The sequence below is a fragment of the Flavobacterium sp. genome, from assembly GCF_036515215.1.
Classification (GTDB): Bacteria; Bacteroidota; Bacteroidia; order Flavobacteriales; family Flavobacteriaceae; genus Flavobacterium.
In genome coordinates this window covers 1-16,393 of sequence record NZ_DATBVQ010000002.1, presented here as the reverse complement: position 1 = coordinate 16,393, position 16,393 = coordinate 1, and the positions used below count along the sequence as shown (strand labels likewise).

Here is a 16,393-nt window from a genome sequence, read left to right as displayed (position 1 = left end):
TTTTTTTTTTTTTTTGACGAAAATGGGGCTGCATCAATTCATCAGTGTTTTCGGGCGTTTTTTTTATTATCAGAAATTTAGTTGCATTTTTTTTGCGATGTATGTTTTTTGTTGAGGTTCTTTTTAGAGTTTCTGTAATCTCTTATGATATTTTTATGAATTATTAATAAACATTACTAACTAACCAAAATTTTAGAAAAATGAAATTTACAAAAGCACTTATTTTTTGTTTTTTCGCTACACTATTTTCAGTTTATGGACAAGCACAAGATGTCTCCATAAACGGAAAAGTAATTGACGAGAACGGATTACCCATCCCTGGGGCATCCATTTTAATTAAGGGGACTTCAAATTCTACCGCCACGGATTTTGATGGGAACTACCAGATAAAGGCCTCGTCTAGCGGCACTTTAGTGTTCAGTTATTTGGGCTACACTTCCATTCAGGAAGCCATTAACGGAAGAAAAAATATTACGGTAAAACTTAAACCGGCAACACAATCGCTTGAAGAAGTTGTAGTGGTTGGTTATGGTACTCAGAAAATCACCAAAGTTTCCGGTGCAATTTCTACCGTAAAAGCGGCTGACATTGAAAAACAAAAACCACTAAGGGTTGAAGAAGCGTTACAAGGACGCGCATCAGGGGTTTCCGTGATACAAAATGGTTCTCCAGGAAGTAAACCAACGGTTCTTATTAGAGGTATTCCTTCATTCTCAGGTACTAGTCCTACGGTGATTATCGACGGAGTTCCGCAAACTCTAGATGATTTGAGCGCTATTAATTCCGCAGACATCGAATCGTTAAACGTTTTGAAAGATGCGTCAGCTACTGCCATTTATGGAATTAAAGGGGGTAATGGAGTAATTGTCGTTACCACTAAGTCTGGAAAAAGAGATCAAAAAGTAGAAATTACTTTTAATACTTATGGAGGACAGCAAGAAGTTATAAAAAAAATTGGTGTCTTAAATGCTACAGAATATGGAGCTATCATTAACGAAAGTAGTGCCGCTTCAGGAGGTCCGGTAATTTTCCCTGATCTGTCAACACTAGGTTACGGTACTAACTGGCAAGATGAGGTGTTTAAAACAGCAGGAATTTCTTCCCATAACTTGACCGCCAGAGGTGGTGGGGAAAAGATGAGTTATTTCCTATCAGCTGGTTATTTAACGCAGGACGGTATAGTAGGCGGGGGGGACAAATCAAATTTCAATAGGATTAACCTTACGTCAAATCTAAATTTTGAATTAAGCTCGAAATTAAAATTAGTGCTTAATACAAGTTATGTTAATATTAAAAATCAAGGAATTGCTGAAAATTCCTTTAATTCCGTTTTGGGTAGTGCTTTAAATTTTGACCCTACAGTTTCTGTTTATAACACGATTCCTAATACGATAGGAACTTACGGTTTCAGTAATCTTTTGAAATCTGAAATATTTAATCCACTTACTAAATTGGCTAATACGTATAATGAAAGTAATGGAAACAAATTGTACGGAAAAATAGAGTTGCAATATGACCTTTTCAAAAACATGAAGTTAACGTCTCGTTTTGGTTATACAAAATATGATCAGGTTGGGAAAAGTTTTACTCCGCTTGTTTTTTACGGTCCTTTGAACACAGAGAACACTTTAAATGCTGATGGAACAACAGTTACTGGAAAACACAACAGTGTAAATGAGTTCAGCAATTCTAATTTCGATTTTACTCAAGAAAACTTTGCGAATTATAATTTCAACATCAACGACAGTCATAATTTTGATATTGTGGCGGGTGTTTCTTTCTCTAGATCATCTGGTTATGGATTTAATGCTTCGAGAGAAGATGTGCGCGATAATTCATGGGCTTGGGCTGACATAAGTGCTGCAACAGGTGTTAATACGGCTGGTACCTATACGGCTAGTACATTTGTAGACGGTGTATATACTCCATCCACTTTTGTACCGGGGAATACTATCGGACAAATCGGAAGCAGTTACCAGAATTTAACAAGGAAGAATGCTTCTTATTTTGGAAGAATTAACTATGACTATAACGATAAATATTTAGCTTCTTTCTCTGCCCGTCGTGATGGTTCCATTGCGTTTGGTACAAAGAATAAATTTGCCAATTTCTATGCCGGTTCTATGGGCTGGGTAGTTTCCAAAGAAGAGTTCTTTAATTCCGATTTTATTTCTCTGTTAAAAATAAGAGGAAGTTACGGAACAACCGGAAATGAAAATGTTTCCCCTCAATACGTTTCCATTTCAACGGGTGGACCTAGTTACAATCAAACCGCAAACAGTAACGGATATACTTTTGGAGGAACGTTTACTCCTGGTGCAACGGTGAACTCTTTTGCCAACGATGTTTTGCGTTGGGAAAAACAAACCCAATTCAATGTAGGTTTTGATCTATCTGTTTTGAATAATTTATCATTAACCGCCGATTATTTTGACAAAAAAGTGGATGGTCTTTTATTTATTGACGCTCCTCCTTTGATGGCAGGTACTTCAGAGCCTGTAGCTTCCAATATTGGAACAACTCAAAGCAAAGGTGTAGACATGATGTTGTCTTATAGTAATAGTTTAGCGAAGATTTTCAAATTCAATTCATCGCTTACATTCACTACTTCGACAAATTTAGTGACTGCAACTAACAATGATGGGACTGCTCTTATAAATGGAGGTTTTTATTTTAATGGACTATCTCAATATCCGACAAGGTTTGAAAAAGGTTTTTCTCCAGGCTATTTTTACGGTTTTCAAACGGCCGGATTGTTTCAGTCATTTGATGAAATTGCCGCAAGTCCTACACAGACAGGTGCCCAACCGGGAGATATTAAATATGTAGATGTGAATGGTGACGGCAAAATTACCGATCTGGATAAAACAAAAATTGGGGACCCGTTTCCAAAGTTTACAATGGGTTGGAACATAGGTGCCGAATATAAGAACTTTGACTTAAGTGTATTTACGTATGCTTCAGTTGGGAATGATGTGTACCGTGCTTACGAGCGTAATGCGCAATATTCTAACAAGTTTAGAAATATTTTGGACAGATGGACCGGTCAAGGGACAACCAACGACGCTAACAATCCAAGGGTTACCTTTTCAGACACCAACAGTAACGCAAGAGTTTCTGACAGATATGTGGAAGACGGATCATTTGTGAAAATTAAAAATGTGGTATTGGGGTATACAATACCTTCTTTATGGTATCAAGAAAAGGTGTTTAGTAAAGTAAGAATCTACGCTCAGGTGAAAAATCTTGTTACTCTTACAAAATATACAGGTTTTGATCCTGAAGTACCAGGTGGTATTTTAGATACCGGCGTTGATCGTGGTAATTACCCGCAAGCCAGAACAATATTAGCCGGTTTAGACCTTAAATTTTAACTTTTAAAATTAACACTATGAAAAATATAAAATATATCGTTGGATTGATTGTCCTTCTTTCGATCTTCACAGGATGTGAAAAATGGGTTGATTTTGATCCGCACGAAGAATATGCAGTTACTGAAGCTGATTATTTACGATCCGAGTCTGATTACCAGTCCATGGCCGTTAGTTGCTATTCTCCATTGCAATGGTTGAATCAGTTGGTGGTTTTAGGTGATATTGCATCTGATAATGCTGTAGCCGGAGGAGAAAACGCTTCGGATGTTGCAGTACTTCAACAAGTGGATGATTACACTACGACCACTAATAATGGTCTTCTTGAGGACTTATGGAAGGTATCTTATGAAGGAATTAACCGTGTTAATTACCTAACGCAATATAAGGATTTGAATATTGCAGGTGAGGCGGTAGATTTTGCCGGTAAAGAAGAGTTGTATGGGGAAATTAAGTTTTTAAGAGCATATTACTATTTCAATTTAGTGAGAATGTTTGGAGATGTTCCCTTATTTGTAGATAGAAAATTAGGTCTTTCTGATTTTGGAACCATCCAGAGGTCTCCTAAAGCAGATGTATATGCTCAAATAGAAACTGATTTGATGGACGCGATTAATGCATTGCCTTCAGGGAATCCAAAAAATGGTAGAGTTACGAAATACGCGGCTCAGGCTTTGTTAGGCAAGGTTTATTTGTATCAAGAGAAATTTACCGATGCTGCTTCAATGTTAGATAATGTAGTAAACGGTCCTTTTACTTTGGTTGATGATTTCGACAGTATCTTTTTATTATCGGGTGAGAATGGTTCCGAATCTGTTTTTGAAGTTCAGTATTCAAACGGTTTTCCATATTATAACTGGGGCGGTACTACAAGAGGTCAAGGTAATCACGCGGTTCAACAATGCGGCGTAAGGGGATTAAGCGGTACTTCTGCCATGCCTTTTGCTTCCGGATGGAGTACAAATTTGCCTGCTCAAGATTTAGCGGCTGCGTATGCTGATGGTGACCAAAGAAAAGAAGGGACCTGTTTTGATGTTGAAGCTTATAAAATAGCAAACCCTGATTTGGAAGTGAAATATGATGTAGCTCCCTACAAAAACACCGGTTTGTACAATAAAAAATACTTGCCGAGAAAGGGTCAAACCAGCGGTCAGGTTGAATTGAACTACGACAATAATCAAAGAATCATTCGTTATTCTGACGTGCTATTAATGGCCGCTGAAGCATACGTTAGATCTTCTGCACCAAATGTCGCAAAAGCGCAAGAATACTTAAACAGAGTTCGTGATAGAGCTTTTGGTGATGATTTGCACCGTGTGACCGTTTCCAAAGAAGTCATCTGGGATGAAAGAAGATTGGAGTTGGCAATGGAAGGGGATCGCTTTTTTGATTTAGTTAGAACGAATCAGGCTGCCACTAAAATAACGGGCTTTATAGTTGGTAAGAATGAAGTATTCCCTATTCCGCAAAGAGAAATAGATATTTCTGGTATTACACAAAACCCTAACTGGTAATTTAATCGGATTAATTTAAAAATTATGGAAATGAAAAAAATAAAATATTTTTTAAGTGCATTCTTACTGCTGTCCGTTTTATGGAGTTGCGCTAATGATGACTTTGGTACTATTGATTTCGTTGGTAGAGCTGTTGCGCCAACCAATGTATCCGCACTTTATGACGTAACCCAAGACAATACGGGTTTAGTAACCATTACACCCAACGGTGAAGGAGCGGTTTCTTATGATATTTATTATGGTGATGACACAGTCACAGCCATTAATGTAGTGCAGGGTCAAAGTACAACTCACGTATATGAAGAAGGAACTTACTCTGTTAAAATAGTCGCGATTGGCGTAAATGGCTTAAAAACAGAAGTGACCCAAAGTTTGGTGGTGTCGTTTAAAGCTCCAGAAAATTTAGTGGTTACCATTACAAATGATTTGGCCATATCAAAACAAGTTAACGTTACGGCAACCGCTGATTATGCAACCATGTTTGATGTGTATTTTGGAGAAGCGGGTAATGATGAGCCTGTATCTGCAAATATAGGAGAAACAGCTTCTTACACATACAAGGAAGCGGGGACTTACACGATTAGGGTTGTAGCAAAAAGTGCGGCAATACAAACAACTGAACAATCAGAGAGTTTTGCGGTGACTGCTATTCTTCAGCCAACTACGTCGGCTCCTACACAAACAAGCAGACAATCTCTAAATGTGATTTCAATTTTTAGTTCAGCATACACTAATGTTGCGGGTTCAAATTATAATCCGGATTGGGGACAATCAAGTCAGGGAAGCAGCTACGCTTTGTTTGACTTGAACGGTGATAAAATGCTTAATTATATCAAGCTCAGTTATCAAGGTATAAGCATTGGACAAACAATTGATGTTTCTAATATGGAATATCTTCATATGGATGTTTGGACTGCTGACGGAAGTAAAATTGAAACTTCGTTAATTAATGGTGTTGATGGTAATTCTACCGAAAAACCGGTGGTTTCTGATTTAACTAAAGGGGAATGGACCAGTATTGACATTCCAATTTCAGCTTACACAAGTCAGGGATTATCTGTTGATCAAATTTTCCAATTAAAATTTGTCGGAACTCCTTGGGCTGCAGGAACTGTTTTTATTGATAACCTTTATTTTTATAAAGCGGCAGCTCCTTCTTCTGGATTGGAGGGGACTTGGAAACTCGCTCCTGAAGCAGGTGCATTAAAAGTAGGCCCTAGCGCAGGAAATGGTGATTGGTGGACAAGCGATATGCAAGCTGTAACTGATAGAGCTTGTCTTTTTGATGACACTTATGTTTTCTCTTCTAATGGATCCTTTAATAACGTTTTGGGAACTGATACTTGGCTCGAAGCATGGCAAGGAACAGGCGATGCATGCGGAATACCGGTTACCCCTTATGATGGGACAGCAGTAGCTACATACTTATATGACGCTGTAGGGAATACCATTACCATTAATGGTAAAGGTGCTTATTTGGGTATTCCGAAAGCTAATAACGCTGGTGAACTGCCTAATGTTGCCGTTCCGAATTCCATTACATATAATGTAACTCTTACTGATAATGGTAATACCATGAATCTGGTTATTGAAACAGGAAGCGGAGTATTTTGGTCTTTCAAACTTGTTAAAGTTTAATAATAAAACGAAAAAAAATGAAAAATATAAAATATATTATGACTTTTCTTTTCATGGCGCTGATTTTCAGTAGCTGTGAAGAAGAGAACTTCGAATTCGGAGAAATTAAAGCTCCGACTGCCTTGGAAATTACCGCCGAAATTGTAGGCGCTACTGCTGATAATCCCTACGGAGACGGAAGCGGAACGGTAAATTTTAAAGTTACCGCAAATGATGCAATCACATATAAATTTATATATGATGCTACAGAATCAGTGTCACCGGCAGGAACCAAATCGTATGACTTCGGTATTACAGGAATAAACAAGTATACCGTAACAGCAGTTGCCATTGGAACTGCTGGGGTAAGTTCAAGTACCTCTATTGAAGTTGAAGTACTTGCATTGTACGCACCACCGGAAGATTTATTAAAAATGTTAGTGGGAAGTGGATCAAGATCTTGGAAAATAAAATCAGATGCTGCCGGACATTTTGGTGTTGGACCAGCTGACGCAACTAGTCCGGTTTGGTATGCGGCAGCTCCAGGTGACAAAGAAGGATTGGGAATGTATGATGACGTGTACACATTTAGTACAGATGGTTCATACGATCTAGTAACCAATGGTGATGTTCTTGGGAAAGAGTTTGCTTTAAATGCTGATTTTGGCAGTGTACCCGGTTTTGTTGGAGATGGCAACGGGGATATAGCAAATTATCCATTAGTTGGTTTTAGTGAAACATGGTCATTAAGCGCTCCTGGAGGACAGGAAACGCTGACCATATCCAATAAAGGTTTCATTGGGTTTTACACTGCAAGCCATACTTACCAAATCTTGTCAAGATCAGATAACGAAATGCACCTAAGAGCCTTTGACCCGGTTACTGGTGGATGGTGGTATTTCATTCTAGTAGCTTTGTAATCTAAATAATAACATAGGGGGAGGTATTATATTTCCCCCTTATATTTATTAGTCACATCTACATTAGATTTTGTTTGTTAAAGATTCTTACACTTTTTAAATTACTTGGTAGTAATAGGAATCAGAAACAGTAAACTCCTTTTTTATTTTGCAAGCATGTCAATTCTTTAAATCAGAGGGGAAAGCATTATTCCTCCTTGTTTTAATAAAATGGAAAAAAATAAATTATTTACTTTTTTTAATGTTAAAAGTTCGCTTTTCTTTATCAAAATTCGGGTCAAAAACTAATGGAGTTTTAATCAAAAATTTTTAAAGAAGATGGTACACTCATGGCATAAAATTCAATTTTAAAATAATTAAAATAATGAAATTTTCTAAAAATGTCAAAGAAAAAATTAATAAATCAGAATGACGAACTGATTGCATATTACAGTGGAATATTTAGAAGAGGTAACAAATTATGAAAAGAACAGTAAAAATAAATTTTGGTTTGGCGTGCTATTTCGCCGTTTTTTGTATGTTTTCATGCAGTAAATCGGATGATAGTATAACACCAACTAATGCTTTTATTCCAAAAATAAATATTCAAGATGCTACTCAAATTAGAGCAACTTATGGAAAAACCATTCGTTTTTTTATTTACAGCAGTAAAGCAACGACGAACGCTGTTTCGGTAAATTATTCTGTGGTGGATGGCACTGCGGTTTCTCCAAAAGATTATGCAGCAACTTCCGGTACGGTAAGTATTCTCCCGAATCAAACACAAGCATTTATTGATATTGACATTAAGTGGGACCCAACAAATTTGCGCCATGGCGCCTTGCAATTTACAGTTAACTTGTCCGATCCCGTGGGATGCGCCATTGAAACATCCTCGGCCAAAGGGTCCATAACTAATGAAGACGGTACCTATTTATCGACTGATGATGCAGGATACACTACTCCTTTAGCGTATTCGGGATATACGCTCGCATGGAGTGATGAATTTTATGGGACAAACTTAAATTCAAGTATTTGGAACCAGGAAATTGGCAATAATAATGGATGGGGGAATAATGAATTGGAATATTATACCAATAGTTTAAAAAATACATTTTTGTCAAACGGAAATTTAATTATTGAAGCTCGCAAAGAATCTGCCGGCGGATATAATTACACTTCAGGAAGAATGACGACCCAAAACAAAAAGCAGTTCAAATTTGGACGTATCGACATCAGGGCAAAACTTCCCGTTGGTAAAGGAATTTGGCCCGCATTATGGATGTTGGGCGCTAATATTTCCTCTGTGGGATGGCCTGCCTGCGGTGAAATCGACGTAATAGAATTAGTAGGGACATACCCTTCAAGGATAACAGGGACCATGCATTGGAAAGGAGTAGCGGGAGATAGGCAACTAAAGGGTGCAAATTACAATTTAAATACGGGTGATTTTTCACAGCAATTTCATGTATTTAGTATTGTTTGGACGCTAAATACCATTAAATGGTACGTTGACGACCAATTGTTTCTTACTAATACAGCTGCTGATGTAGGAGCGGCTAATTATCCGTTTAATGCAGACCATTTTTTGCTCTTTAATGTTGCAGTTGGTGGTGATTGGCCAGGTTCTCCAGATGGTACAACTGCATTTCCGCAAAGGATGTTTGTAGATTATGTAAGAGTATATAACTAATAAAATTATAATAGGTTTTTCAAAAATACAACAGAATAAAAATGAAAGTCATTCTGTCCTTTTTTTTAATATTAAAAAACAAGATTATTAACCAATTAACCATTATAAATCATGAAACAATTTTATTCTATCAAATTTTTGTTAATAGCGGTATTCATGCTTTGCTTAACAAACAATATTCAAGCCCAATGTCCAAATCTAGTTTGGTCTGATGAATTTAATGGGACCCAAGTGGACCTTACGAAATGGAGTTTCGAAACGGGTACAGGCTGTGATATATCTTTGTGCGGATGGGGAAACAACGAGTTACAATACTATAAATCCCAAAATGCAACCGTGAGTAATGGAATCTTAAGTATTACTGCCAAAAAAGAAAGAGTAAATGGTAGCACTTATACTTCTGCAAGAATGAAATCATTGTTGAAAGGAGATTGGACCTATGGCAGATTTGAGGCTAGAATAAAATTGCCCTCTGGTGATGGATTATGGCCAGCTTTCTGGATGTTGCCCTCAGACAATTTTTATGGGGGCTGGCCAGCAAGTGGTGAAATTGATATCATGGAAAACATCAGTTCAACCCCTAATACTGTGCTGGGAACCTTGCATTACGGCAGTTCAAACAGTACCCATCAATATACGGGCTCTAGTTTCACTCTTAATTCGGGAACTTTTGCTGACGCATTCCACAATTTTGCGATCGAATGGGAGCCGGGCACCATTAGATGGTTTGTTGATGATGTACTTTACCAGACCATTACATCGAGTGATATATCACCTGAAAATTGGCCATTTGACAAAAGATTCTTTTTTATCATGAATCTCGCAGTTGGGGGAAATCTTGGAGGAACAGTAGATCCAAATATATTTCCACAATCTATGCAAGTGGATTATATCCGAGTTTATGCAGGAAATACTCCTACAATGACCGGACCACGTGAGGTGCTTAATCAAGCCAATGATATCTCATATTCTATTGCTAATGCTCCAGTGGGTAGTAGTTATTCGTGGTCGGTACCAGTAGGAGCTTCGATTGTTTCCGGGCAAGGAACTAAAACGCTTAAAGTCAATTTTGGAAACACTAGCGGTAATGTTACCGCAACAGTTGTTTCAAGCTGCGGGACAACGGTCATTAATGAATATGTTTATGTCCAATTGCCTTATTTTTTCCAATATTCCTTTGCTAATCAAGATGACAATGGTTATGCCAATTTGCTAAGTAATTCCGGGACGTATAGCGTTGTTGCCAATCCTTCAGTGGGAGGGGTAAATACTTCTGCATTATCGGCTAAATACATAAGAAATTCTTTGGAACAATATGATATTATTACATATAAAACGTCCGGTATAAAAGACGCTGATAACTATATTTCAAAAACAAAGAAATTTTACATTGATGTGTATACTGCTGCGCCTATAGGAACACAATTGATAGTTCAGCTCGAAAACAGTGCAGTGGCAACCAGTTCAAATTATCCGCTAGGGAGACACAGTCGTTATATGGGCGCAACAACCGTTCAAAACCAATGGCAAAGAATTGCATTGGAAATGCTTGATGCTCCTGACCCAAGCGCGTCAAGTACCAGCGTAGATAAATTAATATTATTGTTTGCTTCCAATACTTTTACAGGAGACACTTTTTATTATGACAACTTTAGTAGTTATGATGCAAATGCTGGAATTGCACAAGGAATTGACACTCAAGCACCTATTATGCCGGAGAATTTGAGCAGCAATTCTATAGCGGTAACTTCATTTGGCTTGTCTTGGTCGGCATCAATTGATAATGTAAATGTAGTTGGTTACAGAGTTTATGTGAACGGTATTCTAAAATCGACCACTACACAACTTAACTATAGTGTTACTGGGGTGGCTAAAGGATCTACAAATACAGTTGAGGTAACTGCAATTGATGCTGCCGGAAATGAATCTCTTAAAGCAACGATCACTGTTAAGACAAATAGGAACGGTTTAAAATTTGCATCACCAACCAAATCTTCACAAGAAATTTCTCAAGGTATTATAGTGTATCCAAATCCGGTAAAGGATATGATATATTTCAAAGCCTTACCTGAAAATTCGACGATAAGAATATTTGACATGAATGGTCGATTAATCAAAGAATATGCCTTATCAGGAGATATAAGTTCAATTAACATGTCTGATGTTGAATCAGGGGCGTATACGGTAACAGCTACATCGGGCGAAACTGTGCATTCCTTTAAAATAGTAAAAAAATAACGCTGAAATAATTATAAGGTCGGTGTGTTTTTATGTAGCACTATCTATTAATGCTGATTCTTGTTGATGAAATATTAGCGTAGCTTAAAAAAAATATTTGAATGGTATCATTCGAATAATTTCATTCAGAATCAGCATTTATTTGGTGTATGTTTTCAGATGATTAGATGGCAGAGGTACATTATTTAATAGACACATTTGTTGTGACTATTTTTATTTTGTAGAATAATTCTAATGGAAATTGATTTTTAAAATTATCAGGCGAGAATAACGACTTAAACAGATATAAAAAAAAACAACTATAAATTTTAAAAACAAAAAACAGACAAATGAAGAATTCATTTTTATTTACATCATTGGCAGTAGGTGCGCTGGTATTTAGTGCTTGCAGCACCAAAATGATTAAAGAATCTGTCGCGCAATCCAAAGCAAATCTTTTGGAAACAAAAGTTGATTCGGTTTTAAATCTAATGACAATAGAAGAAAAAGTGGGACAACTCAATCAGTACAATGGATTCTGGGAAATAACGGGCCCTACTCCGAAAGATGGTCAGGCGGCAAAAAAATACGAAGACCTGAAAAAGGGGTTGGTAGGATCTATGCTCAACGTAAAAGGAGTCAAGGACGTACGTGCTTTGCAGAAAATTGCTGTTGAAGAAACGAGATTGGGTATCCCTATAATTTTTGGCTTTGATGTGATCCATGGTTATAAAACGATAAGTCCTATTCCACTGGCCGAATCGGCAAGCTGGGATATGGAAGCAATAAAAAAATCAGCCGCAATTGCGGCCGAAGAGGCCGCTGCGGTTGGAATCAATTGGACTTTTGCACCAATGGTTGATGTTGCCAGAGATGCACGCTGGGGAAGAGTGATGGAAGGAGCAGGTGAAGATCCTTTTTTAGGAAGTAAAATTGCCGTAGCGCGTGTAGAAGGTTTTCAAGGTGAAGATTTGACAGCTAGCAATACGATTCTGGCTTGCGCCAAACATTTTGCGGGTTATGCCTTCGCGGAAGCCGGTAGAGATTACAATACAGTAGATGTTAGTGAATCGACTTTACAAAATGTTATTTTCCCTCCTTTTAAGGCTGCGGCCGATGCCGGAGTGAGAACTTTCATGAATTCCTTTAATGAGTTGAATGGAATTCCTGCAACCGGTAATGCATATTTACAAAGACAAATACTGAAGGGAGACTGGAAATTTGACGGTTTCGTCGTTTCTGATTGGGGTTCTATCAACGAAATGATCTCGCACGGTTATGCGAAAGACAGCAAACAAGCTGCCGAAATTGCCATTAATGCGGGATCTGATATGGATATGGAATCCAGTGCTTATGTGGAACATTTGGTTGCATTAGTTAGAGAGGGCAAGGTGAAGGAAAGCACCATTAATGATGCTGCCAGAAGAATTCTGAAAGTTAAATTTGAATTGGGATTGTTTGATGATCCTTACAAATATTGTGACGAAAATCGCGAAAAAGAAACAATCGGAAAGCCCGAATTTCAAGAAGGCGTTTTGGATATGGCAAAAAAATCGATCGTATTGTTGAAAAATGACAAAGCATTGCTTCCGCTTAAAAAATCAGGGCAAAAGATCGCAATTATTGGTGCTTTGGCAAACGACAAAACAAGTCCTTTAGGAAGTTGGAGAATTGCGGCCGATGATAATTCTGCTGTTTCAGTTCTTGAAGGAATGCAAAAATACCAAGGGAACCAGATTACGTATGCAAAAGGAGCCGATGTATCGGTAGGAAGAACAGAATTCGTTTGGGAAACTAAAATAAACATGACCGACAAAAGCGGATTTGCCGAGGCCATTACTGTTGCGAAGAATGCGGATGTTGTAGTGATGGTTTTGGGAGAACATGGTTTGCAATCCGGAGAGGGGAGAAGCAGAGCTGATATTGATCTGCCTGGCGTGCAGCAGGAATTATTGGAAGAAATATTTAAAGTAAACCCTAATGTTGTTTTGGTTTTGAATAACGGTCGTCCATTAGCGATTCCGTGGGCTGCCGAAAACATTCCTGCAATTGTGGAAGCTTGGCAACTGGGAACGCAAAGCGGGAATGCCATTGCTCAGGTGTTGTATGGGGATTATAATCCGAGCGGTAAATTACCGATGACTTTTCCTAGAAATGTAGGACAGCTGCCAATTTATTATAATTACAAAAATACGGGGCGACCAATTATGAATGAGCCTGAAAGCGTATTCTGGTCGCATTACATTGATGAGAAAACGACGCCATTATATCCATTTGGGTACGGTTTGAGCTACTCAAAATTTGAATATTCAGACTTGAGTCTTAGTAAAGGCTCTTTTGTTAAAAACGGAAAAATAGAAGTGAGTGTAAATGTTAAAAACACCAGCGGAGTACCTGGGAAAGAAGTGGTGCAATTGTATATCAGAGATCTTATAGGCAGCATAACCAGACCGGTTAAGGAACTTAAGGGCTTTGAAATGATTGAATTGCAGCCCAACGAAACAAAAAAAGTCACTTTCACCGTGGATGAGAAAACCATTGAATTTTTCACGGCAAATAAAAAATGGGAAGCGGAGCCGGGCGATTTTAATGTTTTTGTAGGCGGAAGCTCCACAACAACCTTAGAAGCCAATTTTCAATACAATTAAGATATTTACAATGAAGAAACTTTTATTTCTGCTGCTTGTAGCCCACTTATGTGTGGCGCAAACCAAAAAGAAACTGGTTTGGGAGGAAAATTTTAATAACCCTAAGTTAGATGAATCGGTTTGGAATTTTGAGTTGGGAAATGGATGTCCTAATTTATGTGGTTGGGGAAATAATGAAAAACAAGTTTACACCAATGACAACCATGAAATTGTAGACGGAAAATTAGTCATTCACGCCAAGAAAGAAGGGGAGTCATACACTTCGACACGAATAACGACAAAGGGCAAAAAGGCGTTCCAATATGGTAGGATAGAAGCCAGGGCGAAACTTCCCATCGGGCATGGTCTTTGGCCAGCTTTTTGGATGTTGGGTCAAAATATAAGTGAAGTCGGATGGCCAAAATCTGGCGAGATTGATATTTTGGAATATATAGGGAAGGAACCCCATATGGTTTTTACCTCTTTGCACACGCAAGACAGCCATGGGAACACCATTAACACAAAGAAAACCAAAATCGAAAGCATAGAAAATGGCTTTCATCTTTACGCTATGGACTGGACAAAGGACAAAATCGATTTTTTTGTTGATGACGTTCTTGTCTACAGCTTTGATCCCATCATTAAAAATGAAAACACATGGCCATATGACCAGCCCTTTTTTTTCATTGTCAATCTGGCTATTGGTGGTGATTTTGGCGGACCCGCAGTTGACGATTCCGTACTGCCCCAAAAATTTGTCGTAGATTATATAAAAGTTTATCAGTAGAGTTTAATTTGTTTTTATATTTCGAGGGAGGGAAGCTGTTGTTCAACCAATAGTCTTCTCTTTCTTTTTTTGTCATTTGGCACATCGGTTTATGATGGGACGAAGTGATTAAGAATTGCAGATTTTAGAAATTAACATTTTTCGACTGGATAGTAAAATTTTCGGGCAACGGAATTTAAAGTGCGTAAAAAAAACAAAACGTAACCAACTGAATTAGAGTACTATGTGGGCGATTTTTCCGACATTATTGCGGCATTGAGGATTTTGAAGCGGAGATTTTTTATTTTATTTAGCAAGAAATTGACGCTATTATGGTAGATGATGACATGGCAACGAAACTGCGGATGGATGCATAAATAAATCCAATTTGGAGATAAAATTAGCTGCTAATGAGTCGTTTTTTTTGTTTTAAAACGCTAAATATCAACATTTTGACATTTTTATTTCAGTTTGTTTCCTATACCGTAAAGGCCGCGGAAATCAATGTTTACAGGCGCTTTGGAGGCCTGTAAGGCGAATTCGTATTGTAAAGGAGGGCTATGATTTTAACATTTTGAAACTTTGCATGTTAATTTTTCTTAATTTTATTTGTACCTTAGAGTAAATATTTGTTAAATTTGAGAACTGAATTAACTCAAAAACCTAATTAGCCTATAACATAAAACTACTTTTTTAGAAAATTATTACAATTTTTAACCCAATCTAAAAGGTAAGACTATGGCTGATATACAAACTCCAGATGCTTTATTGGTACAAAATTATGTAGCAGGAAATGAAAACGCCTTAGCTACATTAATCAAAAGGCATGAATCCCGAATTTACGGTTTTATATACTCTAAAATTTCTGATAGAGATATTTCAAATGACATTTTCCAAGATACTTTTATAAAAGTAATCAAAACTTTAAAGTCAAATTCCTATAATGAGGAGGGTAAATTTCTGCCATGGGTAATGAGGATTTCTCACAACCTGATAATCGACCATTACAGAAAAAACAAAAAAATGCCCATGTTTAGGGAAACCGAGGAATTTTCTATTTTTTCAATTATGTCCGATGATACTCCCACCATAGAAAATCGATTGATTTCAGCCCAAGTCGAAGAGGACATAAAAAGATTGATTGAGGAATTGCCGCTCGACCAAAAAGAAGTTTTGGTTATGCGAATGTACCAAGACATGAGTTTCAAAGAAATATCGGAAATCACGGGGGTTAGTATCAATACATCCTTAGGTCGAATGCGTTACGCCTTGATGAATTTGAGAAAAGTTATTGACAAGCATCAAATTGTTTTGACGAATTAACAATATCTCAATATTTTGCGCGTTGTAGTATAATAACAAAAAATATACAACATGGCAAAAATTTACTCTAAAGACTCATTGGTAACTAAGGCAATGAAACCAAGAAAAGAAATCGTTTCTTTTTTATTAAATTATTCAAAAGCATTGAGCATATTAAAAGTTAATAATAAGACTTTCGAAATTATTTCGAATTAGATTTCTTTCAAATCAAATAGTACAAGGTGTTGTTAAGGTGACTTGTGCTGGTAAACTTCACTAATTTGAATTCAAATTAGTGAAGTTTATTTTTTGTGGTAATCCGCCAAAACTGATTTTCTTCCTATAGTACTGGTGATAATATCTTTTTCTAAATCCCAACCTCGAGCA

The 16,393-nt window shown here is 37.3% G+C and carries 10 protein-coding genes and 1 pseudogene; 10 read left to right on the top strand and 1 reads right to left on the bottom strand.

Features of this window, described 5'->3' with window-relative positions; all coding sequences use genetic code 11:
- The first annotated feature begins 200 nt into the window (after nucleotides 1-200).
- From VIH09_RS00175 to VIH09_RS00130, 10 genes are all read left to right on the top strand, one after another.
- Complete coding sequence (locus tag VIH09_RS00175; protein ID WP_331576666.1) at nucleotides 201-3,374, top strand: TonB-dependent receptor; 3,174 nt, start codon at nucleotides 201-203, stop codon at nucleotides 3,372-3,374.
- Nucleotides 3,375-3,391: 17 nt separating this feature from the next.
- Nucleotides 3,392-4,885 (top strand): RagB/SusD family nutrient uptake outer membrane protein, encoded by a 1,494-nt coding sequence (locus VIH09_RS00170; protein WP_331576665.1) that lies wholly within the window; start codon nucleotides 3,392-3,394, stop codon nucleotides 4,883-4,885.
- A 30-nt stretch (nucleotides 4,886-4,915) separates the two neighbouring features.
- Nucleotides 4,916-6,523 carry a hypothetical protein gene (locus VIH09_RS00165; RefSeq protein ID WP_331576664.1) on the top strand — a complete coding sequence of 536 codons (1,608 nt, stop codon included), beginning with the start codon at nucleotides 4,916-4,918 and terminating at the stop codon, nucleotides 6,521-6,523.
- A 17-nt stretch (nucleotides 6,524-6,540) separates the two neighbouring features.
- Nucleotides 6,541-7,422 (top strand): glucan endo-1,3-beta-D-glucosidase, encoded by an 882-nt coding sequence (locus VIH09_RS00160; RefSeq protein WP_331576663.1) that lies wholly within the window; start codon nucleotides 6,541-6,543, stop codon nucleotides 7,420-7,422.
- A gap of 460 nt (nucleotides 7,423-7,882) precedes the next feature.
- Nucleotides 7,883-9,094, top strand: coding sequence for a family 16 glycosylhydrolase (locus VIH09_RS00155; RefSeq protein WP_331576662.1), 1,212 nt, complete (start codon nucleotides 7,883-7,885; stop codon nucleotides 9,092-9,094).
- A gap of 156 nt (nucleotides 9,095-9,250) precedes the next feature.
- Nucleotides 9,251-11,332 carry a family 16 glycosylhydrolase gene (locus VIH09_RS00150; RefSeq protein ID WP_331576661.1) on the top strand — a complete coding sequence of 694 codons (2,082 nt, stop codon included), beginning with the start codon at nucleotides 9,251-9,253 and terminating at the stop codon, nucleotides 11,330-11,332.
- 329 nt (nucleotides 11,333-11,661) lie between these two features.
- Nucleotides 11,662-13,959 (top strand): beta-glucosidase BglX, encoded by a 2,298-nt coding sequence (bglX, locus tag VIH09_RS00145; RefSeq protein ID WP_331576660.1) that lies wholly within the window; start codon nucleotides 11,662-11,664, stop codon nucleotides 13,957-13,959.
- Between the two features lie 10 nt (nucleotides 13,960-13,969).
- Nucleotides 13,970-14,725, top strand: coding sequence for a glycoside hydrolase family 16 protein (locus tag VIH09_RS00140; protein ID WP_331576659.1), 756 nt, complete (start codon nucleotides 13,970-13,972; stop codon nucleotides 14,723-14,725).
- Nucleotides 14,726-15,442: 717 nt separating this feature from the next.
- Nucleotides 15,443-16,027: an RNA polymerase sigma factor gene (locus VIH09_RS00135; RefSeq protein WP_331576658.1), complete on the top strand. Its 585-nt coding sequence runs from the start codon at nucleotides 15,443-15,445 to the stop codon at nucleotides 16,025-16,027.
- Between the two features lie 51 nt (nucleotides 16,028-16,078).
- Nucleotides 16,079-16,222 (top strand): hypothetical protein, encoded by a 144-nt coding sequence (locus VIH09_RS00130; protein WP_331576657.1) that lies wholly within the window; start codon nucleotides 16,079-16,081, stop codon nucleotides 16,220-16,222.
- Between the two features lie 86 nt (nucleotides 16,223-16,308).
- Here the strand turns inward: VIH09_RS00130 and VIH09_RS00125 are convergent.
- Nucleotides 16,309-16,393, bottom strand: a pseudogene (locus VIH09_RS00125) (endonuclease III); the annotation flags it as partial.

Coding starts and splice junctions, on each gene's coding strand:
- VIH09_RS00150 (WP_331576661.1), top strand. CDS start 9,251: ATGCTTTGCTTAACAAACAATATTCAAGCCCAATGTCCAAATCTAGTT.
- VIH09_RS00170 (WP_331576665.1), top strand. CDS start 3,392: ATGAAAAATATAAAATATATCGTTGGATTGATTGTCCTTCTTTCGATC.
- VIH09_RS00140 (WP_331576659.1), top strand. CDS start 13,970: ATGAAGAAACTTTTATTTCTGCTGCTTGTAGCCCACTTATGTGTGGCG.
- VIH09_RS00130 (WP_331576657.1), top strand. CDS start 16,079: ATGGCAAAAATTTACTCTAAAGACTCATTGGTAACTAAGGCAATGAAA.
- VIH09_RS00135 (WP_331576658.1), top strand. CDS start 15,443: ATGGCTGATATACAAACTCCAGATGCTTTATTGGTACAAAATTATGTA.
- VIH09_RS00160 (WP_331576663.1), top strand. CDS start 6,541: ATGAAAAATATAAAATATATTATGACTTTTCTTTTCATGGCGCTGATT.
- VIH09_RS00165 (WP_331576664.1), top strand. CDS start 4,916: ATGAAAAAAATAAAATATTTTTTAAGTGCATTCTTACTGCTGTCCGTT.
- bglX (WP_331576660.1), top strand. CDS start 11,662: ATGAAGAATTCATTTTTATTTACATCATTGGCAGTAGGTGCGCTGGTA.
- VIH09_RS00155 (WP_331576662.1), top strand. CDS start 7,883: ATGAAAAGAACAGTAAAAATAAATTTTGGTTTGGCGTGCTATTTCGCC.
- VIH09_RS00175 (WP_331576666.1), top strand. CDS start 201: ATGAAATTTACAAAAGCACTTATTTTTTGTTTTTTCGCTACACTATTT.